Source organism: Leptolyngbya sp. Heron Island J (genome assembly GCF_000482245.1).
Classification (GTDB): domain Bacteria; phylum Cyanobacteriota; class Cyanobacteriia; order Phormidesmidales; family Phormidesmidaceae; genus Leptothoe.
The window spans coordinates 49,496-74,297 of the sequence record NZ_AWNH01000103.1 but is presented as its reverse complement, the minus strand read 5'-3'; the positions used below and the strand labels follow the sequence as shown (position 1 = coordinate 74,297).

Annotated in this window: 21 protein-coding genes; 10 read left to right on the top strand and 11 right to left on the bottom strand. The window is 49.6% G+C overall.

Annotated features, from left to right (window positions below):
• The first annotated feature begins 45 nt into the window (after positions 1 to 45).
• Positions 46 to 3,849, top strand: a complete 3,804-nt coding sequence (locus N836_RS73865) for a CHAT domain-containing protein (RefSeq protein WP_023075806.1) — start codon at positions 46 to 48, stop codon at positions 3,847 to 3,849.
• Positions 3,850 to 5,045: 1,196 nt separating this feature from the next.
• Here the strand turns inward: N836_RS73865 and N836_RS66265 are convergent.
• Both N836_RS66265 and N836_RS66260 read right to left on the bottom strand, forming a co-directional pair.
• Positions 5,046 to 5,387 carry a hypothetical protein gene (locus N836_RS66265; RefSeq protein ID WP_031294011.1) on the bottom strand — a complete coding sequence of 114 codons (342 nt, stop codon included), beginning with the start codon at positions 5,385 to 5,387 and terminating at the stop codon, positions 5,046 to 5,048.
• A gap of 131 nt (positions 5,388 to 5,518) precedes the next feature.
• Positions 5,519 to 5,941, bottom strand: coding sequence for a PTPA-CTERM sorting domain-containing protein (locus N836_RS66260; protein ID WP_161635036.1), 423 nt, complete (start codon positions 5,939 to 5,941; stop codon positions 5,519 to 5,521).
• 626 nt (positions 5,942 to 6,567) lie between these two features.
• Here N836_RS66260 and psbQ point away from each other — a divergent pair.
• Together psbQ and N836_RS66250 are read left to right on the top strand one after the other, a co-directional pair.
• The gene (psbQ, locus tag N836_RS66255; protein ID WP_031294009.1) at positions 6,568 to 7,041 is read left to right on the top strand and encodes a photosystem II protein PsbQ; all 474 of its coding nucleotides are present in this window, start codon (positions 6,568 to 6,570) and stop codon (positions 7,039 to 7,041) included.
• A gap of 8 nt (positions 7,042 to 7,049) precedes the next feature.
• The gene (locus tag N836_RS66250) at positions 7,050 to 8,162 is read left to right on the top strand and encodes an NAD(P)/FAD-dependent oxidoreductase (protein WP_023075802.1); all 1,113 of its coding nucleotides are present in this window, start codon (positions 7,050 to 7,052) and stop codon (positions 8,160 to 8,162) included.
• 237 nt (positions 8,163 to 8,399) lie between these two features.
• Here the strand turns inward: N836_RS66250 and N836_RS76760 are convergent, their stop codons facing one another.
• The 4 genes from N836_RS76760 to N836_RS66235 form a co-directional block, all read right to left on the bottom strand.
• Positions 8,400 to 8,573: a hypothetical protein gene (locus N836_RS76760; RefSeq protein ID WP_023075801.1), complete on the bottom strand. Its 174-nt coding sequence runs from the start codon at positions 8,571 to 8,573 to the stop codon at positions 8,400 to 8,402.
• A 394-nt stretch (positions 8,574 to 8,967) separates the two neighbouring features.
• Positions 8,968 to 10,614 carry a phytoene desaturase family protein gene (crtI, locus tag N836_RS66245; protein WP_023075800.1) on the bottom strand — a complete coding sequence of 549 codons (1,647 nt, stop codon included), beginning with the start codon at positions 10,612 to 10,614 and terminating at the stop codon, positions 8,968 to 8,970.
• 73 nt (positions 10,615 to 10,687) lie between these two features.
• The gene (locus N836_RS66240) at positions 10,688 to 11,536 is read right to left on the bottom strand and encodes a GNAT family N-acetyltransferase (protein ID WP_235071169.1); all 849 of its coding nucleotides are present in this window, start codon (positions 11,534 to 11,536) and stop codon (positions 10,688 to 10,690) included.
• 31 nt (positions 11,537 to 11,567) lie between these two features.
• A complete protein-coding gene (locus N836_RS66235; protein ID WP_023075798.1) occupies positions 11,568 to 12,074 on the bottom strand; it encodes a DUF1499 domain-containing protein in 507 nt (168 codons plus the stop codon).
• Between the two features lie 169 nt (positions 12,075 to 12,243).
• Here N836_RS66235 and N836_RS66230 point away from each other — a divergent pair, with 169 nt between their 5' ends.
• The 3 genes from N836_RS66230 to N836_RS66220 all read left to right on the top strand — a co-directional run bounded on the left by N836_RS66230 (position 12,244) and on the right by N836_RS66220 (position 14,201).
• Positions 12,244 to 12,615 carry a hypothetical protein gene (locus N836_RS66230; protein ID WP_152532265.1) on the top strand — a complete coding sequence of 124 codons (372 nt, stop codon included), beginning with the start codon at positions 12,244 to 12,246 and terminating at the stop codon, positions 12,613 to 12,615.
• A 164-nt stretch (positions 12,616 to 12,779) separates the two neighbouring features.
• Positions 12,780 to 13,817, top strand: coding sequence for an alpha/beta hydrolase (locus N836_RS66225; RefSeq protein ID WP_023075796.1), 1,038 nt, complete (start codon positions 12,780 to 12,782; stop codon positions 13,815 to 13,817).
• A gap of 30 nt (positions 13,818 to 13,847) precedes the next feature.
• Positions 13,848 to 14,201: a hypothetical protein gene (locus N836_RS66220; protein WP_023075795.1), complete on the top strand. Its 354-nt coding sequence runs from the start codon at positions 13,848 to 13,850 to the stop codon at positions 14,199 to 14,201.
• A 106-nt stretch (positions 14,202 to 14,307) separates the two neighbouring features.
• Here the strand turns inward: N836_RS66220 and N836_RS66215 are convergent, their stop codons facing one another.
• The 3 genes from N836_RS66215 to cofH all read right to left on the bottom strand — a co-directional run bounded on the left by N836_RS66215 (position 14,308) and on the right by cofH (position 17,073).
• Positions 14,308 to 15,159 carry an alpha/beta fold hydrolase gene (locus N836_RS66215; protein WP_031294003.1) on the bottom strand — a complete coding sequence of 284 codons (852 nt, stop codon included), beginning with the start codon at positions 15,157 to 15,159 and terminating at the stop codon, positions 14,308 to 14,310.
• Positions 15,101 to 15,802, bottom strand: coding sequence for a hypothetical protein (locus N836_RS66210; protein WP_023075793.1), 702 nt, complete (start codon positions 15,800 to 15,802; stop codon positions 15,101 to 15,103). The genes N836_RS66215 and N836_RS66210 overlap by 59 nt, the downstream gene beginning before the upstream one ends.
• Before the next feature lie 119 nt (positions 15,803 to 15,921).
• Positions 15,922 to 17,073, bottom strand: a complete 1,152-nt coding sequence (gene cofH, locus N836_RS66205; RefSeq protein ID WP_023075792.1) for a 7,8-didemethyl-8-hydroxy-5-deazariboflavin synthase subunit CofH — start codon at positions 17,071 to 17,073, stop codon at positions 15,922 to 15,924.
• A 233-nt stretch (positions 17,074 to 17,306) separates the two neighbouring features.
• Between cofH and N836_RS66200 the strand changes: the two genes are divergently transcribed.
• Together N836_RS66200 and N836_RS66195 are read left to right on the top strand one after the other, a co-directional pair.
• Positions 17,307 to 18,338, top strand: coding sequence for a glucokinase (locus tag N836_RS66200; RefSeq protein WP_023075791.1), 1,032 nt, complete (start codon positions 17,307 to 17,309; stop codon positions 18,336 to 18,338).
• A gap of 168 nt (positions 18,339 to 18,506) precedes the next feature.
• Positions 18,507 to 19,271: a YebC/PmpR family DNA-binding transcriptional regulator gene (locus N836_RS66195; protein ID WP_023075790.1), complete on the top strand. Its 765-nt coding sequence runs from the start codon at positions 18,507 to 18,509 to the stop codon at positions 19,269 to 19,271.
• A 342-nt stretch (positions 19,272 to 19,613) separates the two neighbouring features.
• Here the strand turns inward: N836_RS66195 and N836_RS66185 are convergent, their stop codons facing one another.
• Together N836_RS66185 and N836_RS77735 are read right to left on the bottom strand one after the other, a co-directional pair.
• On the bottom strand, positions 19,614 to 21,167 hold the full coding sequence (locus N836_RS66185) for a bifunctional pantoate--beta-alanine ligase/(d)CMP kinase (protein ID WP_031294001.1): 1,554 nt from the start codon (positions 21,165 to 21,167) through the stop codon (positions 19,614 to 19,616).
• A 207-nt stretch (positions 21,168 to 21,374) separates the two neighbouring features.
• A complete protein-coding gene (locus N836_RS77735; RefSeq protein WP_071789094.1) occupies positions 21,375 to 22,292 on the bottom strand; it encodes a septal ring lytic transglycosylase RlpA family protein in 918 nt (305 codons plus the stop codon).
• A gap of 529 nt (positions 22,293 to 22,821) precedes the next feature.
• On the opposite strand from N836_RS77735, the gene purM reads away from it, so the two are divergent.
• Both purM and N836_RS66170 read left to right on the top strand, forming a co-directional pair.
• The gene (purM, locus tag N836_RS66175) at positions 22,822 to 23,886 is read left to right on the top strand and encodes a phosphoribosylformylglycinamidine cyclo-ligase (protein WP_023075786.1); all 1,065 of its coding nucleotides are present in this window, start codon (positions 22,822 to 22,824) and stop codon (positions 23,884 to 23,886) included.
• Positions 23,887 to 23,951: 65 nt separating this feature from the next.
• Complete coding sequence (locus N836_RS66170; RefSeq protein WP_152532264.1) at positions 23,952 to 24,782, top strand: prohibitin family protein; 831 nt, start codon at positions 23,952 to 23,954, stop codon at positions 24,780 to 24,782.
• Positions 24,783 to 24,802: the final 20 nt, after the last annotated feature.

Below are 24,802 nucleotides of genomic sequence, written 5' to 3'. Positions count from 1 at the left end.
TATAGGTCATGGTGTGAGATACCCTATCTGCTGGAGACATTAACGATGGTATGCATCAGAAGTTGTGCAGCCCTGATCATCAGTGGCCTGTTAGTCGGGGGGGGTAATGTTGGGGCGCAGTCGATTACCCCCAATGGAGCCAATACAACTGTTACGAATGTTAATGGCGACCATCAGATTACAGGGGGAACCCGCTCCAACGATGGAGAGAATCTCTTTCATAGTTTTGAACAATTTGGTCTTACCTCAGCAGAAGCCGCTACCTTCATAACTCAGCCCAATGTGGTGAATGTAATTGGGCGAATTAATGGTGGGAATCCATCGATTATTAATGGCCAGCTAGGGATCACAGGCAGCACGGCCAATCTATTTTTGCTGAATCCAGTGGGGGTGGTATTTGGTCCAGATGCGACCCTGGCGTTACCGGGCGATCTGAGTGTTTCTACCGCTGATGGATTGGCCTTTGGAGAAGACATTTTGGAGATGGTGGGCACCCCTGACTATGGCAGTCTTGTGGGTAGTCCAACGGGGTTGGTATTTCGGTTGAGTCGCCTCGGTTCAGTGGTCAATACCGCTAATTTAAATCTTGGTGAAAACAACTCGCTGATGTTGGCGGGTGGCACCGTTGTTTCCACCGGCAATCTATCAGCTGGAGAGGTTGCGATCTCATCTGTTGCCAGTGAACAAATGATTCGTCTCAGCCCAGACGGTTCACTGCTCAGCTATGACATTGCCCCCAGCGGCGACACAGTATTATCTCCATTCACCCTGCCAGAACTCTTAACGGGAGCAGGGGATACTACCATCAGTAGTCTGGAGTTAGACACCGACGGAACTGTACGACTGGTCAACAGCGACCTGGCCATCCCAAATACCCCTGGCACCACCATTGTCAATGGAGAAATCACCGCCAGGGACATTACCCTGCTAGGAGATACTGTCGGGATGGTTAGCAGTCAGCTCGATGCTAGCGACCCTGACGGCGGTGGTGTCATCCAGATTGGTGGCAGCTATCAAGGCCAGGGACCATTACCCAATGCCGAGATTGTCTATGTCAGTGCGGATTCTGTTGTCGATGCCAGTGCTACGGTGAATGGCAACGGTGGTGAAATCATTGTCTGGAGCGATCAAACCACCAACGCCCTGGGACAGTTTTTAGCCAAAGGCGGTCCTAACGGTGGGAACGGCGGTCTGATTGAAACTAGCGGTCTGCAGGGGTTAACCCTAGGGAACAATACTCCAAATGTATCGGCCCCAGCGGGCACCGCCGGTTTATGGCTGATTGATCCATTAAATGTGGAGATTGGCAATTTTGAAACAACGCCCTTTGACGAAACAGGTGATGTTTTCAGTCCCCTGTCCTCCCCTGCCCAGATCAATGTTGGTTTAATTATTGATGCCCTGGGTCAAGGAGGAACGGTAACCATAACCACAGGGACTGATGGTACAGAAGAGGGCAATATTACCCTGGTCAGTGATTTGTTCTATGACACCATTGATGGTGAGGCGACCTTATCTCTACAAGCTGCGGGCAGTATTTTTATTAATGGTACGATTCAGCCAGATTTAGAACTCAACAGCGAATTCGGCCTGCCGCCACAGCCACTGAATGTGGAGCTGCTGGCGGATACAAACGGCGGTGGTGTAGGTCAAGTGGTGATTGACACGGTTGGCGAAATCTTTTTTGGCAGCGCCATTAACACCTCTGGTGGAGATCTAACCATATCAGCCGACAGCAGTAATTTAACTAGAGCAGGCGATCTCTCAGCTATTCTTATAGCGGGCAACAACACTGTTGATACAACCGCTATCTTTTCTGAAGAGGGACTGGGTGGATTGGTGAGCTTAACCGGTACCGCTGGTAATCGGCCTGGCATTCTCATTGAAGAGACCGCTGCAATTTTCTCAGGTAATGGGATTACGCTAGTTGGCAACAGTGAGACCGATGTTGGGGTCCGTATCGATGGGAATCTGAACACACTTGACAGCTCTCTGGAAATCACTGGTAATAGCACCACCAATCCCATAGGTATTTTAATATCGGACGAACTAAATACAGGCAACCAGCTAACTCTAATTAGCGACAACGATATTCAAGTGGAGAGTTTGGTCGCCAATGGTGATATTACCGTGACAACGCCAAAGTTCTTTAGAGCCTTAGGCATTGCTCAACTGTTTATGTCAGAAGGAAATTTTCCTGATTTAGAGGGCAGTGTGCTCAGCCGTAACGGCCAGGTCACCATTACCCACGGCGGCAACGGTCTGACTCCGTTTGATGTGGGTGATGCTGGGGTCAATGGTACAGCTGGTGCCATTGTTGCAACCGAGAGTGAGATTCAACCTGTTGAGTCTTTTCTAGGCGATGAGATTCGAGGAGATATTTCAATCTTAACAGGAGACCCGCCTGATCCAGACCCGGACCCCGATCCGGACCCCGATCCTGATCCAGACCCGGACCCTGAACTACCGGATGTAGATGACTGTGATGCCGATTGCACCACCAATCGTCCCAGACCAGAACTTATAGATGACAATCCAGAGGTGGTGATCTCAGTTGAACCCCAACTGCTACCCGATGCCCAGCAGGCAATTTTACGGAATGAGACTCGCTATACTGACGAGTTTCAAGACTATCTCAACCTGGGTACAGAAGAAGGCACCATCCCCAACCTGCCGCAGGTCCAGATGGAGCTGTCGTTAATTGCGGAAGAAACCGGCGAGCCGCCCGCCATTATTTATGTCTCCTTTGTCCCAGGGGATACAGCAGGTGAGCCTGGTGCAGTGGCTCCCAAAGCTGGTCGTGAAATTCAGGCCACTGACATCCTTGAGTTGGTGGTGATCACACCGGATGGTCCACCCATTCTAAAGACGCTGCCGGTTCAGCATGAACAGTTGCAAAGAACCGCTGATCGGTTCCGTCGTAATGTGATTAATCCCGGTCGGTTCCGCACCCGCACCTATCTGAGTGCAGCTCAAGCGCTAGATTCCTGGCTGATTGACCCCTTAGAAGCGGAACTCACACAACGGGGGATTACCAATCTGGCCTTTGTGATGCCGCCTGGATTACGATCGCTCCCCGTATCCGCCCTCCACAATGGCGACCAGTTTCTGATCGAGCGCTACAGCGTCGGACTGATGCCCAGCGTTAGCTTGACAGACCTGCGCTATGTGGACGTACGCCAGACCGAAGTCTTAGCCATGGGAGCCTCGGACTTTGCCGACCAGCCTGAACTACCCGCTGTCCCCATCGAACTCAGCACTATTGCCGACCAGCTATGGCCCGGCGACTTTGTGATCAACGAAACCTTTACCCCTGATGCCCTTAAGGCTAGCCGCGCCCGTAAACCTTACGGCATTGTCCACCTGGCCACCCACGGTGAATTTAAAGCGGGCAGTCTCGACAATTCCTACATTCAGTTTTGGGACCAGCGTCTTAGCCTCGACCAGGTGCGATCGCTAGGGTTAAATGATCCCGCTGTTGAGCTGATGGTACTCAGTGCCTGCCGCACAGCCCTAGGCAATGAAGAAGCCGAACTAGGATTTGCTGGCTTAGCCGTACAGGCTGGAGTTAAAACCGCCATCGCCAGCCTATGGAAAGTAGACGATGTGGGCACCGCCGGACTGATGACCCAGTTTTACACCAGTTTACAAACCGAACCGATCAAGGCCAAAGCCCTACGCCAGGCCCAACTGGCCATGCTCAATGGCGACATTCAAGTAGAAAACGGCCAGCTGATCTGGTCTGGGGGCACCCTGGAGCTACCGGAAGATCTATCTCAGATTGACAGTAGCCTCTTTTCCCATCCCTATTTTTGGGCCTCTTTTACCACCATCGGCAGTCCTTGGTAATAAAACCCTTTCTAAACAGAGTTCGCAGAGCACTTAGAGGATCAGTGCTTGAGAGTCGAACCTATCCCCCTTAACTCTTCGGGTATAGGCGAAGCACTGCGACGGTCTTAGGTAGCGTCCTATACCTTCGTCTAAAAAGTATTTCTACGGAACTTTGGCTGCAGTATTCGTCATATAAATACAATTCCATTCTTCATGAAACCCCTGAGTCAAATCAGGGGTTTTTTCTTATCGCTCTACAAAGTTCGCATTAAAAACCCTTAATACAAGAGGCATTGAGGCTCGTTTCTTTATAGGTGTTTCATAGTTAGGAACAGTGCCCCAAGTCCATTCGTCTGCCCCCATCTGCGCTAGTATGTTCATACGATTCAGCGCAAATAGCTAGACTTTAGTCGCAAGCTTTGAGGTGGTTAGATGAGCTCCAACTCAGCCAAAGGTCGTAGTTAATCTAAGCGGTTGTGATGAACTGCGGCAGCTTTCCCGATGCAGCAGCGAAAAGTATGCTAAGTCTTTTTATTAAGTAATGAGCACGAATCCAGTCGGATTCGTGCAGAAGTCCTGGCTAAAGCCCAGTAGATGGAATTTATTAGCGATTTCATTATCATTACTTCATAGATGTACAAAATACCCTTGTTTCCATCCGGGGGTATTTTCCTGCAAACACACCCTTCGCTGAAGACGGGTGTAGCCACACTAAATTCCAGCTTTTCTTTCGGGAGGGGATTCCCGTTATCGCGCAGCTTAGGAATCAGGATTTATTAATGTCCAGCTTTTTGCCCACTCTGGGAGTAGCCACTCAGGCGTCTACATCCTAACTCTTTTTCCCGAGGGGAGAAGACACTTGGAATCTAGCTCCCTCTCCGGGGGAGAAGGCTGGGGTAAGGGCTATGCGAACATCAGCAAAGTCAAAACTAACTGTTTGCTCCCCATTCCTTAGCGGGGGAGATCGCTATCCCATTCCCGATCCTCTTCTATGTATCGAATCACTGTATCGAGTCACTTTGTTATAGAGAGATAGAGAGCTTCAGGAACTTCTATGTTTAGGCTTATTGTTGTTGATAGAGTCATTCGGTTCCAGCGCTTCAATAATTTCCCGTTACCCCATCACTCATCCACCCATCTACAGCCTCAACCTGGGACTTTATTGTTGTGCAATCTCCTTACTCCCGCTCTCCGCATAATGCTTCAGCTCAGAGCTAAGCCATCCGACCAGTAGCAAACAACCGATACCCAAACGCCATGGATGCTGTTGCAACGAAAAATTGCCAGAGGCTAGTGGGGTTTAGAATTGCTCGACTACTGACAAAAATACAGAGGATGCCAGCGGCGACAAAAATCCAACCTAACTGCTTCATGAATCCAAGGGGCATAAATACTAGGAGACAAATACCAGCACACAGTAAAAAGATTGAAGCATCGGCAGCAAGGCCACGCCAGAAGTAAGGGCTAACATTAGTTGTGAAGAAAATGTTTTTGCCTAGAAAATAAATCCCAAATAGCATGAGGACTAGGCCGATAAGTTGAACGAGTAATCTCATAGTGACGGGCTCTGTTGTTATCTGGCTAAATACGGTAAACCTAATATCCAATATGCATGGTATTAGACAAAGTTTGTATTTTGCGATCGCAAGGAACCCGTCAACAGTGTAACTACACCCAGAGATATGTTTTACTGAGGCTCACGAATACGTTTACGCAGGGCGGCGACCCCCATGCCGATGAGACCAGGAAGGAGAGCTGGTGTGGGAATGGGTTCAGCGGGAGTATTGTCTTTTACTAAGAAGACACCAGATTGACGCCTTGCAGCCCCTGAGTCGCCGATACCAATAAACCTGGCGACTATCAAAGTATTTGTGGATACACGGACCATAGTGGAGGAGTTATCGACAATTTCTTGGTCATACCATCCGCGAGCCCCCCCTGGCAGGGTCAAGCCAAAGAGAGATAAAAATGCACTATTTTGTGCTCTAGCTCCCGAAATTCCACCTGTATTAACGCTAAAAATTTCACCTCCAAAGTCCTGTTGTAGAGATAAAAATAACCCATTTACTGCTTCACCATTAGCCCAGGAGTAACTTGGAAATCTAGTCAATGCACTATTAGGGCTTAATCCATCTGTTTCAGTTAATTTTAGCCAGGTCAATCCAGTTCGACTATCTTGTACGACTTGTGAGCCATTTAACGTCTCAGCCTTTAGATTGAAAGCGTTTGCACTCCTCTGCGAGCAAGCTAGTAGGAAACCTACTACGCCTAATCCAACTGTTATTTTATGCAAAATGGGCTTCATTATTCTCTTTCTGCTTCCTGCACATTAAGTGGTCAAGCACAATGCGGATAACTACAGGGGATGAAAGATTGAAAAGGCGGCTAAATAATTGATGTATGGAGAGTTGAGCCTTTTCAATAAGAGTATTCAAATCGTCCATACATTTGACAGGAACAAAACCACCAGCTGCGCCGTCTACCTCAAATTTCTGACTGAAATAAAAAACTTTCGTGAATACGGAATTAAATTGCTACATATCGTTAGAGCGTCAGTATCATTGAACGAATCAAAATGCTAGGCATTGATTACCTTCTTAGTAGTCCTCGATAAGGCTAGTATGAACGTGATTTCGCCATGAGTGACGTACTATAATTAGCTGGGTTTGATGCTGCGTTATGGCTTAAATATCTAGCGCACATCGCACTGGGAGCATTTTAAGAGGTATTGCAGGTATGGAACGGTTTCGATCACTGGCGCGATCGCTTATGGGCATATTTCTGGTTGCGATCGCGACACTACTTGTCAGCTGCAGTTCTGGCGGTCAGGCGGCTGCACCCCCCACATACTCCACCGAGCAGATCGCTCAGATCGCAGTTTACGCAGGTCGTATTCAAACGTCAAAAGACCGTCTTCCCGAGCTAGCAGGCTATATCCGTGAAGAAAACTGGGCTAATATCGATAACTTTATCCACGGTCCCCTAGGCGAACTCAGAGAGCGCATGAACCGCTTAGCCTTTCAACTATTACCCGACGATAAAGCCGAAGCCTTGAAACTATCAGACAAGATTTCAGCCGACCTCGAAACCATGAGCGCCGCTGTTGGCGCTTTTGATGGCAACCGCACCAATGCGGCTTACATCAATTTTGCCAAAGATTTGAGCACCTTGCTCAACCTCGTACCCACCGAGGAATCAGTTGTAGATTAAGCCACTGGATGACACGAATTGCTATTGTTGGTTGTGGAATAGTTGGCGCTACCCTAGCTTACGAGCTGAGTCGCCACAGCCATCTTGACATTCATATCATCGATCAAGAGAATCCTGCCCAAGGCTCTACCCAAGCAGCCTTGGGCGTTTTAATGGGCATCATCAGCCACAAAGTCAAAGGCCGCAACTGGCGACTGCGTCGAGACAGCATTGAGCGCTACAAAACACTACTCCCCGAACTAGAAAAATCTTTAGAACGTCCGATTCCTCACATCCAGGGCCTAGTCAGCCTCTGTTTTGACCCTGAACAAATCCCACGCTGGCAATCGCTCCAGGCCAAACGCACCAACCAAGGATATCCCTTAGAAATCTGGTCACCACAACAGCTACACGAACGCTGCCCCCAGGTAAATGCCAATACGGCAGCCGCCGCCATCTACTCCCCCCAAGACGGTCAGGTTCATCCCCAAGAACTAACATTAGCCCTGGTTGAAGCGGCCCAACAGCGCGGCGTCACTACCCACTGGCAAAGCCCAGTTTTAGGCTTAAATAAACGAGCTGGCTATTGCTCTCAGCTCCAGCTACCCGAAGAAACCTTAGAAGTAGACTGGGTGATTATATCGGCAGGTCTAAACTCAGCAGACTTAAGCCAGCTCGGGCAAGAACCACTACCGATGATCCCAGTGTTGGGCCAAGCCATAGAAATTGAGCTAGATCACCCCCTAGATGACAATATTTTTCAACCGGTGCTCAACGGCCATGATGTCCATTTGGTGCCCTTAGGAGAAAAACGTTATTGGGTAGGGGCCACCGTAGAATTTCCTCCCGGTGGTGAAGCGGTTGAATTTCCCCTAGGTGATGACATTGAAATGGTGCCGAACCTGGAGTATTTAGAACAAATGCGCCAAATTGCCATCAGCTACTGTCCAGCCGTAGCCCAGGCAAGAACCCTGCGTCACTGGAGCGGATTACGACCTCGTCCTCAGGGTCAAGGAGCTCCAGTGATTAAGCCGTTAGCAGGCTATGAAAATGTGATTTTGGCAACCGGTCATTATCGCAATGGAGTGTTGTTGGCACCGGGAACAGCAATAACTGTGGAGACCATGTTGAACCTAACTTGAACCTGAAAGTATGAAGCCGTTGCTGATTTAGAGAATGAACCGATCTCAAAACAGTGCGATTCGCCCAGACTCAACAGATGAAATCATAGGAAGGATCAGTAACACCAGTATGCAGACACTCTCCTAAAGCAGCAACATTTTCACAACCTAGACAAAAAGAATTAGCAGGCACTTTGGCATTTATTTTGACCCATAGGCCTTATAAGCTGAACCTCAGGAATAGATCAATGGCTACCCCTAAGATTTTTCAAGTTCATTGAGAATCTTATATTTGAGGAGTACATCAGACATACTTGGCTCAGAAACCTCAGTCTTTACTTTCTTCTGAGGCTTCTCTTTTGTTGTCAGAACTTCTTTGGAAAAGAGCAGAAAAACAGCAGCAAACACAATGATTGCGGGAAGAAATACCATGGGAACTCCTTGGGCACAACGATCAACGAGATGACCTAAGATGTCCCTAGGTCACCTGAATAAAACCCCTCATATCCGCCACTTTGATGGCTTGACGGTAGCAAATCACCCTGAAAGTGTTAATTATGTTCGCTGATTAAGGAGGATGGGCTGGTTTGCAAAAAATAGGTAAATACTCTTAGTTTTTCGTTACTTTTAATGTACGGCTACGTGAACATCCTGATCGCCCTGTCAAAAATAATCCTGATCGCCCAATCAAGCATACTGGTGTTTCACAAAGTTTGGGATAACAAAACTCAGGCCCCCCAGCATTAGGGATTTGGGGGCCTGAACAATCTTTATCTCAGCTGATGAGCGATTGACGCTCCAACGTCACGCTATAGCGGCTAACCGCTTACACCAAAGAGGGCTCTTTAGTTTCAGATGTACCGCCAACAATCTCGGGGGCAACCTCAAAATCTTCAGCCACCAGACGAGCTGTCATTTTGGCAGACATCATCACGCTAGGTGTACCTGCCCCTGGCTGAGTTCCAGCCCCAACTATATAGAGGTTTGCAATATCCTCACTGCGGTTATGGGGTCTAAAGAATGCCGACTGGATCAGTGTAGGCTCAGGACCAAAGGCATTACCGATGTGGGCCATCATGGTGTTCTCAAAGTAGTCAGGGGTAATGTAGCTGCAATGTACCAACCGCTCTTTGATATTGGGCAGATAGCCCCGCTCATCCATAAAGGTGAGCACCTTGTCTTTTAGTTTTTCACCCGTCTCATCCCAGTTGATGCCCGAAGCATTGTTAGGAACTGGTACCAGAATGTAGGCCGCATGATGTCCCTCAGGAGCCAGGGACGGATCGGTCAGGGTGGGCAGATGCACATACTGAGAATAATCTTTGGGCATGATCTTGCGACCAAAGATATCTTTTAGTAGCTCCTCATAACGGGGACCCAGGATAATGCTGTGGTGCCGCAGCTTGGCATTCTCGTTACCGTCAGCCTTAAAGCCAAGGTACATGACAAATACCGACATGGACTGCTGGGTCACTTTTACCCGCAGGTCGCTGTTCCAGAAACGATACTTAGACTCAATCATCTTGCCATAGGTGGTGGCCCAATCTGCATTGGAGACAACCGCATCGGCCTGCATTACTGTCCCATCAGCCAGGGTAATGCCCTGAACAACTTTCTTGCCGTTTTCTTTGGTGACATTGATTTTGCTGACTTTGGCGTTGTAGATAATCTTGCCCCCCAGGTCCTCAAATTTTTTCACAAAGCCGCTGACCAAAGCACCGGTGCCGCCCATGGCAAAGTGGATACCCCAGGTACTTTCAACAAAGTGAATCATGGCGTAAATGCCAGGGACTGAAAGAGGGTTACCGCCTACCAGCAGTGGTTCAAAGCTAAACACCTGACGCAGTTTGTCACTCTTAAAATATTTGCTGGTAAAGCTAAATAGGGTGCGTACGGCATCTAGCTTCAGCAGTTCGGGCACCACCTTGAGCATGGAACCGACACTGCCAAAGTGAGTATAGCCTAGCTCCAAAAATCCGCGTTCAAAGACGGCTTTGGCGGCCGCGTGGAAACGATGATAGCCTTCTAAATCGCCGGGTTCACCTAGCTCTAGAATCTGTCGGCGGGTGTTCTCAGGGTCGCTGTCATAGTCAAAGAAGGTGCCGTCATCAAAGTAGATGCGGTAAAAGGGCAGCACTGGCACAATTTTGACGTAGCGACTGGTGTTGGGACCACCCGAGATACCAGACTTGATACGCTTGCTTTCGTCGACAATTTCGGTGGGGAAGTCGTCCTGGGTGAGGGCTGCTTTATCACGCTCTAGGGAAAACAGTTCCTCAATAAAGTGAGGGACCGTGATTACCGTCGGTCCCATGTCAAAGGTAAAGCCGTCTGCTTTCCTGACGTAAGCGCGACCACCGGGGGCATCCAGCATTTCCACAATGGTGGTATCAAATCCTAAACTTTGGAGGCGGATACCCATGGCAAGTCCGCCAATTCCAGCCCCAATTACGATGGCTTGCTTACGCCCCATAACCAACTCCCGTCCCAATGTAACGAACACTTAATATTTATTTCTAATATTGTAGCGTTCTAAGGCGATCGCACTACCCTAACTCAAACGTGGTTACACCAAAAATTTTGTTGAGGGGTAACTGTGGAGCGCTCTGGGTATACATCCGCGCTGTTTCAAATACACAGCGCATTTCATAGTGCTCAGCCAGGGCAATGGCGGCGCTATTAACTTCTGGGACATCTAAATAAAATGGCTGTCCTGGGGGAACGTTGGCTACCAGGGTTCGGAAGATTGCATCGGCCATGGTTGCGGTGTCGGCAAACAGTGGGCCAATCTTATAGCCACTGCGGCAGGGGCGCAGGACGCCATAGCCCACCAGGGTTTGCTCCTTTACTATGGCGATGGCATGGTGATGGGGTTGGATAACCCAGCATTGGATAAAGTGCGATCGCACCTCAGGAAAAAATTGCCGATCATACTCAACAACTTTCTCCACTGGCAATGCGGCCAATGGTGTGCAGCTCGAAGCAGCGCTAATGCCCCCACCCAATCCCTCATAGCGGATCTGCCGATACGCCAGGCTAAACCCAGACTTGACGTAGTTTTCCTGTTGGGCAACCACACCGTCTAGGCCAACATTACGCCCTTTGAGAGACTCAAGCGCTGCATGCCAAAGGGCCAACCCGTGGCCTTGCCCCCGAAATTCTGGTTTGACAATATAAAAGCCAATAAAACCAAAGGAATCACCATACTTAATAGCTGAAATCGAAGCCAGCGGTTCGCCATCGAGAAACCCCATCAAAAACCCAGTGGGGTCAGCATGGTAAAAGCAATCAGCATCGTACAGCCCTGGATTCCAGCCTTCTGCAGCAGCCCAATCAACGGCAATGTCTAGCTCGCCGCGAGTCATGGGTCGAATATGGCAATGATTAGAGACCACGGTATTTTGATCCGATCAGCAGTTGTTATCCTTAAGCGCCTAAACTCTGGAGCGCCAAGCGAAACTGCTCTAGCCGCCGCCGATTCACACCCAAATCCGATTCACCTAACCGCGCCGCAGAACGGATGGCAACGGTTTTACCATCGGGCGAAAAATAAAATTCAGCATCGTCTACAAACCCCATCAGACGGCTGGTAAACTCGACTCGAATATACTCATCGGTCTGTTCAACAATTTCAGTACGGGGCTGATTGTTCAAAACGGCCACCAGTTTGTCGCGGACCGCATCAGATGCAGCTGTATACTCAATCGGCGCAATATAGTGTTCATCATCACTAGCGCTGCTGCTAACACAGTTAGGCGAGGTGGGACAGGCACTCAGTTGCTGCTCATAAACACCGATATCAGTGGGGGGAGTACCCGTAAATACTCCTTTGAGACCCGGCAATACAGCTACAGGTGCAGCTAAAGCAGGAGAGCCAGTGAACAATAGGCAAATGGCAACCAACAGGGGCAGAATAAATCGAAATAATTGCATGGGGACTGGGTCTAAAAGTTCTGTAAGCTGCTAATCGCTGGTCACATTGGTGATGAGACTGAGTACCTTGTAAGGTATTGATGACGCCACCAATGTAATGCGCAAATATCCTAATGCACATTTGCTGTACCAGCTCCTATTGATTGTAAGGGCGTTACCGGTTTAAGGAATGATTCTGTCAAGGATATCTATTAAGTGCCGCGCGGCACAACGTAAGCGCTACCTGGGCTCAGGCGCTACCAGGCTGAATTGTTTGCTGCTGCTCTTGCTGTTCAGCGGCATCAGTTCCTGTGGCCCCAAAAAGCCGGTGATTCCAGATGATGTCGAAGCCATTGCCCGCAGCTGTTACGAAACCCTAGCCACCCTTGAACGAACGCCAAAGCTTGAACCCTCAGAAGCGATGGAAGATGGCACCTATTTGATCCTGTGGTCCATGGTAGAACTCCCTGAGGAGAAGGGTTCATGCATCGTAGATGGCAGTGGTGAAGTGATTTTGCTGACGAATAATGCCGATTTGCAAGAGGAGCCACCCGCCGAATAATGATCGCGACTGTTCCCGTCAATGGTCCTCTTAAAGCACTTGATTTTCCACCCCTATTCTGAGCACAGTAGACTCCGAGCCAGATATTAAGCAGTCTCGCAATCTTTTCGGAATATGCCGAGTCTGGGCGTTAGTATGCGACTGTGTCCAGACATCACGTTACTATGGCGGATTACCTGACGCTTAAAACGGTGCTAGAGCAAAAAATATCGGCGCGTGAGTCAAAGCTATCGCTGATTGACCAGCTTTGTCGTTCATATTTTTTGTTCCATAGTCAACCAACTGACAAGGTTTGTTTATTTTTTCATGGTTTCACTGCTGGGCCATACCAGTTTATTCCCATGGCCCAGATGCTGCACAAAGCTGGGTTTAATGTACTGGTGCCTTTACTGCCAGGCCATGGTCTGGCAGGCCAGTGGGGACCTGGCAACCCCCCACCGCTAACCGATGATCCACGCATCTATCTAAAATTTGGTTTGCAGTGGCTCAAAATTGCCAGGATGATGGGGTCCCAGGTCGTGATTGGGGGGTTATCCGGTGGTGCCACGCTGGCTACCTGGCTGGCGATGGAAAAAACAGATGAAATCTACCGGACAATTTTGTTTGCGCCCTATTTTAGTTCTAGTAGCAAGGTGATCGATTTGTTTGTTAAACATATCGATACGTATTTTGAATGGGAAAAACTGTTGGGACCTAGCTATCCAGGGTTTGAGATTTCTGCCCTGCGGGCGGTGTTGCGGATCGCCAAATACAACTTTAAGCGCATTAAAAAGTCTTCCATTGCCCCAATTTTTATGGTTTCTAGTGAAAGCGATCGCGCTGTGAATAACTATGACCATAAGCGTTTTTTTGAGGCGGCACTCGAACATCAGCCCTACTGCTGGTATCACAGCTTTGCGCGCGTGTTAGATATTCCCCACACGATGATGACTGAAGCGGAGGGAAATCGATATACCAATCTGTTGACCGTAATTACTAAAGCGAATATTGAAAGCAATTTGACCTGGCATGAGGTGGAAGAAATTGCTTATCGCATGACCAAACGTCGTACCTTTAAGTCGGTAGTAGCTGAGCTAGGCTGGGAAGATAAGGTCTCTCGGGATATGCCTGCAATGATCACCCTGGTCGATAAGTGGAGTATTGCGGTAAAGCGTGAGTTACAACATCGCAAGCGATGGCGACGTGACCGACGGGATGATTAAGGGTTGATTGATGGGGGGTGGCGGTGATTGATGGGGGGTAGTCTATTGTTAGTGGGATTAGGCGTTGGCGCGGTATTGACACCGACCGAGACAGCAGTTTTGTGGGGATTACATCATCCCTACTGGCTGGTTGCGATCGCAATTACCCTAATCATCTTGCTGCAGCTCAGTATCTCCCTCACCGGCCAGCTGCTCCATCGTCTTCTCAAGTGGCTGGGTCGTTCTCCCTTCTCCCTGGGTCGCTGGCTACTGACCAAAACAACGACCCCAGAAACCTCTCAAGAACAACAAATCGCAACAATCTTACAGCGACTCAACAGCCTGCAGGAAGAACAGGCAATATTGTTAGCAGAGTTAAAAAAACAGCTGCCTAACAAAGAATAATGCCGTTGCTGATTTGGAGGTTACACCGATGGATCAGCAACGACCATTCACCAGCATCTTGTAGATGACATCATCCCGAGCCTCAGCAACACCAGAAAATTTATCGTTAGAATTCCTGCTTGCGTAAAAACGGCACCACGGCTTCACTCACTTTTTCTGCCCAATCTTCTTGGGCATAGTGACCCACTTCTTCAAGTTCCACATATTCCCCGTCATCTAGACCCTGGGCAAATGTCTTAGCATCCGCCGCCGATAGCCAGGGGTCCGAGATGCCCCAGGCCACCAGGGTAGGTCGTGGCCAATTGGCAAATCCCTGGGCAATCTGTTCGGTGATTTGGGGCATTTTCATAGCGCGGATGGTCCACATCAAGGCACGACCCACATCAGAACTTTTGAGAAATGGGCGACGATAGATATCCAGATCTTCATCAGATACCTGATAAGGGCCACCGCCTTCTAGAGTGCGATCCACTAACAGCGGGTCCTGGGTCATCATGTCACCGACAAAAGGCCAGCCCATCATCTTTACTGGCAACGGTAAATTTGCCTTGGGAGGCAGGGGCGTATTGAGAATAATCAGCTTCTCAATTTTGTCGGGATGCTGAGCAGCATACAGGAGCCCGGTTGCTCCCAAAAAACCCTGAACGACCAGGGAAAATCGGCTCAGTTCCAGGGTGTCAATATATTCACTCAGGGCATTGAGATAGGTGGTTGGGTCATAGGCAAACTGACGCTTGTCAGGTTTAGACGATGAACCGTGACCAATCCAGTCGGGCGCAATGCTACGAAATCCCTGGGCTGCCAGGGCGGGCATGACCTCCCGCCAGCTATAGCTTTGGGAGACTAAACCATGGAGCATCAAGACAGGCGGTTTATCGTTGGGATTATCAGGGACTAGTTCACGGTAAACCCACTGTAGGTCCCCAATTTGCACGTCCTTCTGCTCGATTTTGGCCATAGACTTTTTCTCCCACCTGTGAGAAAAAGCTTACCGTATTATTGTGGGTTAAGGGATGGGCTTCTAAATAGCTCTGGAAATAAGGTCGAGAGGAGGAGGAGATCCGCCATAGATTAATCGACCAGCGTTCGCGATCGGGATTGATCACACGGTGCGGATTTTGACTATTGAACATGACAATCGCTCCCGGTGGCAATCGATGAACTTGCTCCTGGGCTCGCCTGGGATAGCGTTTGTCATAGCCAGCATAGTTGGCGGTATAGCCCCACTGGGTCGGGCTGGTGGACAGGTTAATACTGACGGCTGGACAGGCGGCATAGGGATCGTCACGATGCTCTCGAATGCCAATGCCGCCATAGGCAACTAAGCCCACATCGGGTTGCAGAGCCTCTTGATCCGGCAGACCAATACGATAGGCCCGTTGATAGATGGTTTGGCAGAAATGCCAAAATTGAGGCTGACGCACAGCCAGTTGATAGGAACGGCCACAGCTGCCTAAAACGGGCTCATGTTCTAACCAGTAACGTTGCCGTCCTATGCCATAGCTGGAGGTGTCTAATGTCAGTAGTGAACGATGTTGGTTGAGATGTTTACGGAGCTTATGCTGCTTGGCCGGTGGCAAGATGCTGATAAGTTTGAGCATGCAGCTAACGGGGCGGTGAGAACTAAGACATTGGATGTGTGAATATCCTGAACTACTCTACAAATCTGCCACGGGAATAGAACTAGATTGGAGCAAACATTAACGATTGGATGCGTCTGTTAATAATTGGCTGAAATCAGGTTGTACAGAGTATCTCGCTGTTGGCTGGGACGGTTGAGGGTGGCGATCGCACCCGTCAAATCTGCCACCGATTGACAGGTTCCCCCCTGGGCTCCGGCCATGGAGGTAATATGCTCTTCCATCAGGGTACCCCCAATGTCATTGCAGCCCCAACGTAGTGCCTCAGTAGCGCCGTCCAGACCTAGTTTGACCCAGCTCGGCTGATGGTTTTTGATCCAGCGACCCAAATAAATCCGGGCAACTGCGGTGAGCAAGAGGGCATCGGCTATCACCGGCTGGTCACGACCCACTCGCTTACGCAAAGGAGCCGGAGCATCTTGGCCGACAAACGGCAGCAAGATAAATTCACTAATGCCGGTCTCACCCTGAGATAAGGAGCGCTGCTGTAGCTGGCGAAGTGTTTCAAAATGGCCAATTTGCTGCTCAATCGTTTCAATATGGCCGGATAGCATGGTACTGGTGGTAGGCATCCCTAGCTCATGGGCCGTCGTGACAATCTCCACCCAGGTCGTGGCATCAATTTTTTCAGGACACAGCACCCGTCGCACCCGATCATCCAGCACTTCAGCGGCAGTGCCGGGTAGCGAACCAACACCCGCCTGGGCCAGTTCTCGGATCACCGTGGCAAATGTTAAACCATCCTCACGGGCAATAAACTGCACTTCCTGCGGTGAAAAAGCATGGATATGGAGCTGAGGAAATTTGTCCTTGATCGTTGTCACCAATTGTTGATAGTGGTCCAATGAACGGTCATTGACTTTTGCTGTCGGATTCAGACCTCCCTGCATGCAGATTTCCGTTGCCCCGGTCTCAACGGCTGCCGTGGCTTTTTCAAGAATGTTTTCCCAGTTAAGCCAGTATGCTCCTGGCTGTCCTTCATCTCGACGAAACGCACAAAAACTACAGTGCTGTTCACAGATATTGGTGTAATTTATATTGCGATTAATGACATAGGTGACAGTATCACCCACCTGTTGCTGGCGAAGCTGATCAGCCGCCGCTCGGATGGTCTCTCGGGCGGCGGCAGTAGGCTGGCTTAGTAAGGCGATGCCGTCATCTGGCGAAATATCCTGACCGTTTAGGGCGCGGTCTAGAATGTCGACTATGGGCGTGGTTAGTTGGGAGGGCATAACACTGACTGCGATAGATGATGTTGAACAGGCTGTAGGCAATTATCCTTTAAGAAATCATCAAGCATAGAGGTTAGCTCTTAACATCTTTCTAAGAATCCTGGGGCTGACGTGGAGGATGATTTTGCCTGGGGGCTCAGAATTTATCTTTGAGCGATGCAGACCTGGTTTGAACGATGCTTTCAATCGGTCTGAGCAGCTCTCTCTAAGTTTGAATTTATTTTGAAACTATTATGCTTCAACTATTGGCTGGTGATATTGGCGGTACTAAAACTATTCTGCGTTTAGTACAGGCGGACAGCACCGCAGATAGTGCTCAAGAAACCCTCTACGAACAACGATTTGTCAGTAGTGACTACACCGATCTGGTGCCTATGGTCAAAGACTTTTTGGCGACCGCTCCGGTCTCGGCTCAACCCCAAGCGGCTTGTTTTGCCATCGCAGGCCCTGTGATCGACAATCGTTCTCAGCTGACCAATCTGGCCTGGCTACTGAGCGGCGATCGCATTGCCGATGAACTCGATCTTAAGGTAGTCGAGCTGATTAATGATTTTGCGGCGGTTGGCTATGGGGTGCTGGGTCTCAAGTCAGAGGATGTCGTCACGCTACAAACTGGTGACGTTCACCCGGATGCTCCAATTGCCATCATTGGGGCGGGCACGGGGCTGGGTCAAGGGTTTTTGATTAACCGCAATGGCCACTATCAGGTGTTTCCATCCGAAGGTGGCCATGTGGATTTTGCCCCCCGCTCAGAGCTGGAATTTCAATTGAGGCAATATCTTTTAGAAAAACATTCGATTTCCCGTGTCTCTGTAGAACGGGTAGTTTCAGGTCAAGGAATCATTTCGATATATCAGTTTTTGCGCGATCGCGACTTTGCCACCGAGTCTAAAGAGCTGGCCGAGATTGTCAGCAACTGGGAACGCGGCGCAGGCAAACGGAGCGAACTGCCAGATCCAGCCGCAGCGATTTCCGGAGCGGCAACCACCGACCGTACCGCCGAGCGCACCATGGAAATTTTTATCGATGCCTATGGTGCAGCTGCCGGTGATTTAGCCCTCATGCTGTTGCCCTATGGGGGCCTCTACGTAGCTGGGGGTGTGACTGCCAAAAATATGCCCCTGATCCGCGACGGTAGTTTTCTATCGGCCTTTGGCCATAAAGGGCGAATGAGTCCGCTGCTCGAAGATGTACCTGTTCATTTGGTCACTAATCAGAGCGTCGGCTTGATTGGCGCAGCGGTGCGGGCTGGACAGATTGCTTAACAGGAAGTGTCAGAGAGTAGTGGGGTGGCACCCTGACAGTTTTGTCCATGACTGACACCTAAGCACTGAGCAATTTCCCCACTGCCCTTTTCTTCCTCAAGCTTTCCAATTTGGTCGCAAAACTTCTCGCTAAAATGGTGGGCTAGTGATAGGACAAGTAGCACCTTTATGGCAGGTCATAGTAAATGGGCAAATATTAAGCGCCAAAAGGCGCGGGTTGATGCCGTTAAAGGCAAGGTGTTTGCCAAGCTGTCGCGAGAAATTATTGTGGCGGCGAAACATGGCGGCGGTGACCCGGATGGTAACTTTCAGCTGCGCACAGCCATTGATAAGGCCAAGGCAGCAGGCGTTCCCAATGACAACATTGATCGTGCGATCGCAAAAGGCACTGGCAAACTAGGCAGCGATGGCGACCTAGAAGCCATTCGCTATGAAGGCTATGGTCCTGGCGGTGTGGCAGTGCTGGTGGAAGCTCTGACCGATAATCGCAATCGCACCGCCGCCGATCTGCGGGCCGCTTTTAGTAAGAACGGCGGCAACCTGGGGGAAACCGGCTGTGTCGGCTGGATGTTTGAGCAAAAAGGTGTTGTTGTCGTAGTAGGCGAGCTAGATGAAGACACCCTGCTAGAAGCCGCCATTGAAGGAGGAGCCGAATCCTATGAGCTAACCGAGGTAGATGAGGATACTCCTGGCGCGGAGGTATTGTGCCCTCCTGGCGATCTAGAGACTCTCAGCGATCATCTCAAAGCCGAGAGCTATCAGGTGAAAGATATTGAAATACGCTGGGTGCCAAGTAATACTGTGGATGTCACCGATACTGACCAGGCCAAGTCTCTGTTAAAGATGATGGATGCTTTAGAAGATCTCGATGACGTGCAATCGGTGACCGCTAACTTTGACGTGAGCGAGGAGATTTTATCTGTGGTCTTTTAGAAGATCTTTCTAGATGCGTCTTTAAACGTTTGGGACGTTGCATGCAACGTCCCAAACGTTTAAAAGAAAAATGTCTGACCCTATAAAGCCCCCAGGGTCAGACAGCTCACCTGTAAAACGCGTTTCCACAAGATTGAAACCATCATCCAAATGCCCCCTCGGATGAAAGGTGCCTTGCACGCGTTCTTCAGAATTACTATTATTTTCCCCTGGGGTTCTAAGAAAAAGCTTCGCCGTAAATACGTAAATTCAAAAAGCAATGGCCCAAAAATTTGGGCCATTTTACGTATATTTACTTCATAGATATTTTTAATCGAGCCCTACCGAGCCTTTTGAGCGTTGCTATGGCTTATCTTCAGTCACAACATTCTCTTCATAAAGCGTTAAGAGTTTATCTATAACGCTGTCGATGGCGAGAGTATCTGTAACAACTTCAATGGCATCATCGGCCTGGCGTAGGGGAGAAATTTCTCTCGTGCTGTCTTTGTAATCGCGTTCACTGATGGTTTGGGTCAATGCGGCCAGCTCAGGAACGGGCTGACTACGACTGGCCAAGTCTCTCTGGCGTCGTCGGGCGCGCTCTTCTACCGATGCAGTTAAAAAGATTTTTAGCTCAGCGTCGGGAAAGACATGGGTGCCAATATCTCGGCCATCAGCAACAACGCCACCCGCTAAGCCGTATTGCATCTGCTGTTTAACTAGTGCTTCACGCACAGAGCCCTGGGCAGCGATCGTGGATACGTTGGCGGTGACTGCTGCGGTGCGAATGGCTTGGGTAACTGAGGTGTCGTTAACCCAGACTTCTGGTGGTTGGGGACCGTGATCTGATGCTCTGGCAACAAGCTTGATGTCACACTTGGGTAAGAGGTCAGCAACAGCGACTTCATCTTCGGGGTCACATCCTTGGGATAGAACGTACCAGGTGAAAGCACGATACATAGCACCTGTGTCTAAGTAGAGTAGCCCTAATTGATGAGCTAACTGTCTCGCTACGGTCGATTTACCAGCTCCAGCAGGACCATCAATAGCAATGATGGGTCGCCGTGCGCGTAATACAACGTTATCAATTAATCGGGTCGTACCTACAAGTGCTGCTACTGCCAACATACCAACTGTTTCGATTTTTTCTAAGGGGGCTAGCGTATATGGATTTACTAGTTCTATATACTGAGGAACAACAGCAGGTGCCGTTTCTAAGTACTGTAAGACGATGCGCACGAGAGAATGTTGCGATCGCACACCTGCTCTAAATTCTTGCTCAGCTCTCCTCAACCCCCGATAGAGTATAACTGCTTGTTGGCGTTCTTGCCCGTCTAAATACCGATTTCTAGAACTTAGGGCCAGACCGTCAGCCTCCCGCACGATTGGACAACCAATTACAGCCCCCGGCAGATTCAGGTCGCGGACCAGCTGGCGAATGATAGCTAGCTGTTGACCATCCTTCTGGCCAAAATAGGAGCGCTGGGGACGGACCAAACTGATGAGCTTAGTAACCACCGTAGCCACCCCATCAAAATGACCAGGTCGAAACTGACCGCATAAAGGCTGAGCTAGTGTCGGTGGGGGAATCACCTTAACCAGCGCGTTCGGTTGATTAAAGTCAGACCCATAGAAATCCAAGGGTGATGGTGCAAAGATACAATCAGCCTTGGCTACTTCACACAGCGCTGCGTCCACTTCTAAGGTGCGAGGATAGGCCTCTAAATCTTCATTAGGGCCAAACTGAAGTGGATTTACAAAGATACTGACAACAACGATATCATTATCGCGACGAGCCTGACGAATTAGACTGAGATGCCCTTCATGCAATGCTCCCATGGTTGGCACCAAGCCAACAGAACCTGACTGACTCCCTAACCAGCATCCCAGTCCCTCTACCGTTTTTAGTAACCGCAAAACAGTCCCCAAACACCTCGCTAAACACAAGGTTTAACGATAGCAGACCGCCATACCACCGTTGTTAATGCATCAACGGCTACTCAGCAAGGCCCGGCGGTTTTACAGCAGGGGCTGAGTATTAGCAGATATGGGCCACAGGGCTAACGCTTCTGTGGCACCTGAGAGGCAAGTCAATGACAACACCAGGCAGCATTCCTGATGTCTTTAGGGCATGACTTCAATCTTTACAGGACCTACACCCGCTGCTCTTAAGCCAATAGCACTAGCAGCTCCGGCTGACAGGTCAATAATCCGGCCATGGCTAAAGGGACCACGATCATTGATCCGCACAACGACCTGACGCCCGTTGTTTAAGTTCGTCACAAGTACCTCAGTACCAAAGGGCAATGTCCGATGAGCGGCGGTCATTGCATTCTGGTTAAAGGATTCACCACTGGCACTTCTGCGACCGTGAAACCCAGGGCCATACCAAGAGGCCATGCCGCTGTAGCTAGAACGAACAGCTGCCACTTGCTGGGCCGGAGCCGGTCTGCCAATCACCTCAGTAATCGGTTCAGCTGCACCATCTCCAAGCAAACGCCGCAAGCGGTTAGTCACCTGCAGCAGATTTTCTGCTTCATTATCGGTAGCATCGGGCAGCTGTACTGTATCGCCCAATGTCACCAGTGGCCTATCTCCAGCCATCACCACATAGTCACCATCATCCCAGTGAGCCGTTAGAGCGGTCCCATAGTCGCTCAGCTGCTCTAGCCGAGCGGCCATTGCTTTGGCATCGATAATCACATCATCAGCTGGAGCTGGAGTAGAGGTCTCCAAAGGCAACCAGCCGGAAACGACGTCGTTGGCGACGGATACTTCAGTGTCGATGTAGGTGAGAACAGGAATATTTCTTACGTAGACCGTTGCGGCTTGCCTATCTTCGTGGACATGGGCATTAACTCGAACGGTGGTCGTCGACCTAAGAGATTGTTGTAGAGGGTTGGTCGAGGAAGATTCTAAAAAGGACTCAGTGGTTAAAGCTTCAAGAGCTTTGTCGTCAGCTGTGTAAGATGCTTGGGCGTAGGCCCGTTCAGACATTGGAACGACGGTAGCAAGCAACGCTGCGGCTGCTACACGACTCATAAAACTTTTGTTCATAAACCAGATTGCACCAGGCGTATGCGTCTACATCGCAGAGCAAGAAGTGGCAAATTCAATAGATTGAACAGGGCAGCTTCAAGATGACAATGCATCGCGGACAAAAAAATGGCAACGCGAGCTAATCTATCACGAACAATTTGTGATTTAAATCCGCATTTTCGCCCGTAAAAACAGACAATGGCTGGCCACCATAACTTCACAGTTTCTTCATCGATGAGCGCTGAGCCATGAATAACAAGGTTTGTAGACAATTTCCTATCTGTCCCAATGGAGCAATTAGTTTTTGAAAAATTATGTATGACTTTAGGATGATTACAGATTATTAATAGATACCAAGCAAGTTTACAGTACGTTCTGGGTGACTAGTCTGCTGTCTTGTTTAGTTTCCATGACCCAAATGTTCTTGTTGACGAACATTTGATGAAGGTTTTGACCCGTATCCAGCACGATGGACCTGACAAAGGCGTAGCGGTGCTGTCGTAAAGTAATCAAGTCATTTTTTGTAAGGGCTATGGATTATCGGCAAGCAGGGGTGGACGTTGAGGCGGGTCGGGCATTTGTGGAAACCATTCGCAGCCTGGTAGAAGGGACCCATCGGCCTGGGGTTTTAGGTGGATTAGGTGGATTTGGCGGCTATTTTGAACTGCCTGAGGGATATCGACAGCCCGTTCTCGTTTCAGGAACAGACGGGGTGGGTACCAAGCTGAAGCTGGCTCACAGGCTCAATCGCCATAATACGGTCGGTGTTGATCTCGTAGCGATGTGTGTCAATGATGTACTGACATCAGGGGCTGAGCCACTTTATTTTTTGGATTATTTAGCTACGGGACAATTAGCGCCTGAGCAGCTGACTCAGGTGGTGGCAGGTGTAGCTGACGGCTGTCGCCAGTCGGGGTGTGCGCTGCTAGGTGGAGAAACGGCTGAAATGCCTGGCTTTTATGGCCAGGGTGAGTATGATATGGCCGGGTTCTGTGTAGGTATTGTGGAGAAAAGCGCCATCTTAGACGGTTCTCAAGTGCGCACAGGGGACGTGTTAATTGGCTTGCCTAGCAGTGGTGTGCATAGCAACGGCTATAGTCTAGTGCGCAAAATTATGGCAGAAGCTCCCCGACAAGAGACCTTAGTCGGTAGGACCGACAGTCGGTCTGTGGGGTATGGCTGGGATGAATGTCCTGAGATGTTGTTGGGCCAGTCCTTAGGAGATGTGCTGCTGACCCCGACGCAGCTCTATGTAAAACCTGTACTGGCTGCTCTTAAGCGTGGTTTAGAGATTCATGCCATGGCCCATGTTACGGGCGGCGGGTTTCCTGAAAATTTGCCTCGCTGTCTGGGGGAAAATCAATCTATATATATAGAGGCTGAGAGCTGGCCAATATTACCGATCTTTAAATGGCTGCAGGCGGCGGGTGATGTTGCTCTGGCTGAAATGTTTAAGACTTTTAATATGGGCATTGGTTTTGTGGTCATCGTGCCTGCGGATCAGGCTGAGGCTGCACTGGCTCATTTTCAGCCTGCTTACCCAATTGGCAGAGTAATTGCTGGCAATGGAGTGGTCAGTGGTTTGCCGGAAGGTTAGGATACGTTGGGGAAAGAAAATTTTCTAGGCAAAATTTTCATCCATGTATATCGGAGGAATTGATTTTGAGCGCTCGGACGGGTAGCTGGCAGCCAGCTGCGATCGCACTTTTGGCCATTATTACCGGCCTGATTTTGACTAGCACTTTGGTCATCATCAACCCTGGACAGGCTGGTGTCTTAAGCATTTTAGGAAAAGCCCAAAATGCCCCTTTATTAGAAGGAGTTCACTTTAAGCCACCCTTGGTGTCTTTTGTGGATATTTACGATGTCACAGTTCAAAAATTTGAGGTACCTGCCGAAAGTTCCACGAAGGATCTGCAGGATTTGCGGGCTCGGTTTGCCATTAACTTTCGGTTAGATCCTAGCAACATTGTGGAAATCCGCAGAAAGCAGGGAACGTTGGCCAACGTAGTTACCAAGATCATTGCCCCCCAGACCCAGGAATCCTTTAAGATTGCGGCTGCCCGTCGTACTGTAGAAGAGGCAATTACACAACGAACCAAGCTTAAGGAAGATTTTGACGATGCTCTCAGTAGCCGTCTAGAAAAGTACGGCATCATCATTCTCGACACGAGTGTGGTTGATCTCTCATTTTCAGAAGAATTTGCCCGAGCGGTAGAAGAAAAGCAAATTGCTGAGCAAAGTGCTCGTCGAGCTGTGTATGTAGCCCAGCAGGCTGAACAAGAAGCCCAGGCAGAAATCAACCGGGCCAAAGGTCGCGCCGAAGCCCAGCGTTTATTGGCCGAAACCTTAAAGGCCCAAGGGGGTGAACTGGTGCTGCAGAAAGAAGCCATTGAAGCCTGGAAAGCCGGTGGTTCTCAGATGCCCAGGGTGTTAGTGATGGGAGAAAAGGGAGGCCAGGCCCCCTTTATCTTCAATCTAGAAAACGAATAGGCGTTGGTTGTTGGTTGGTC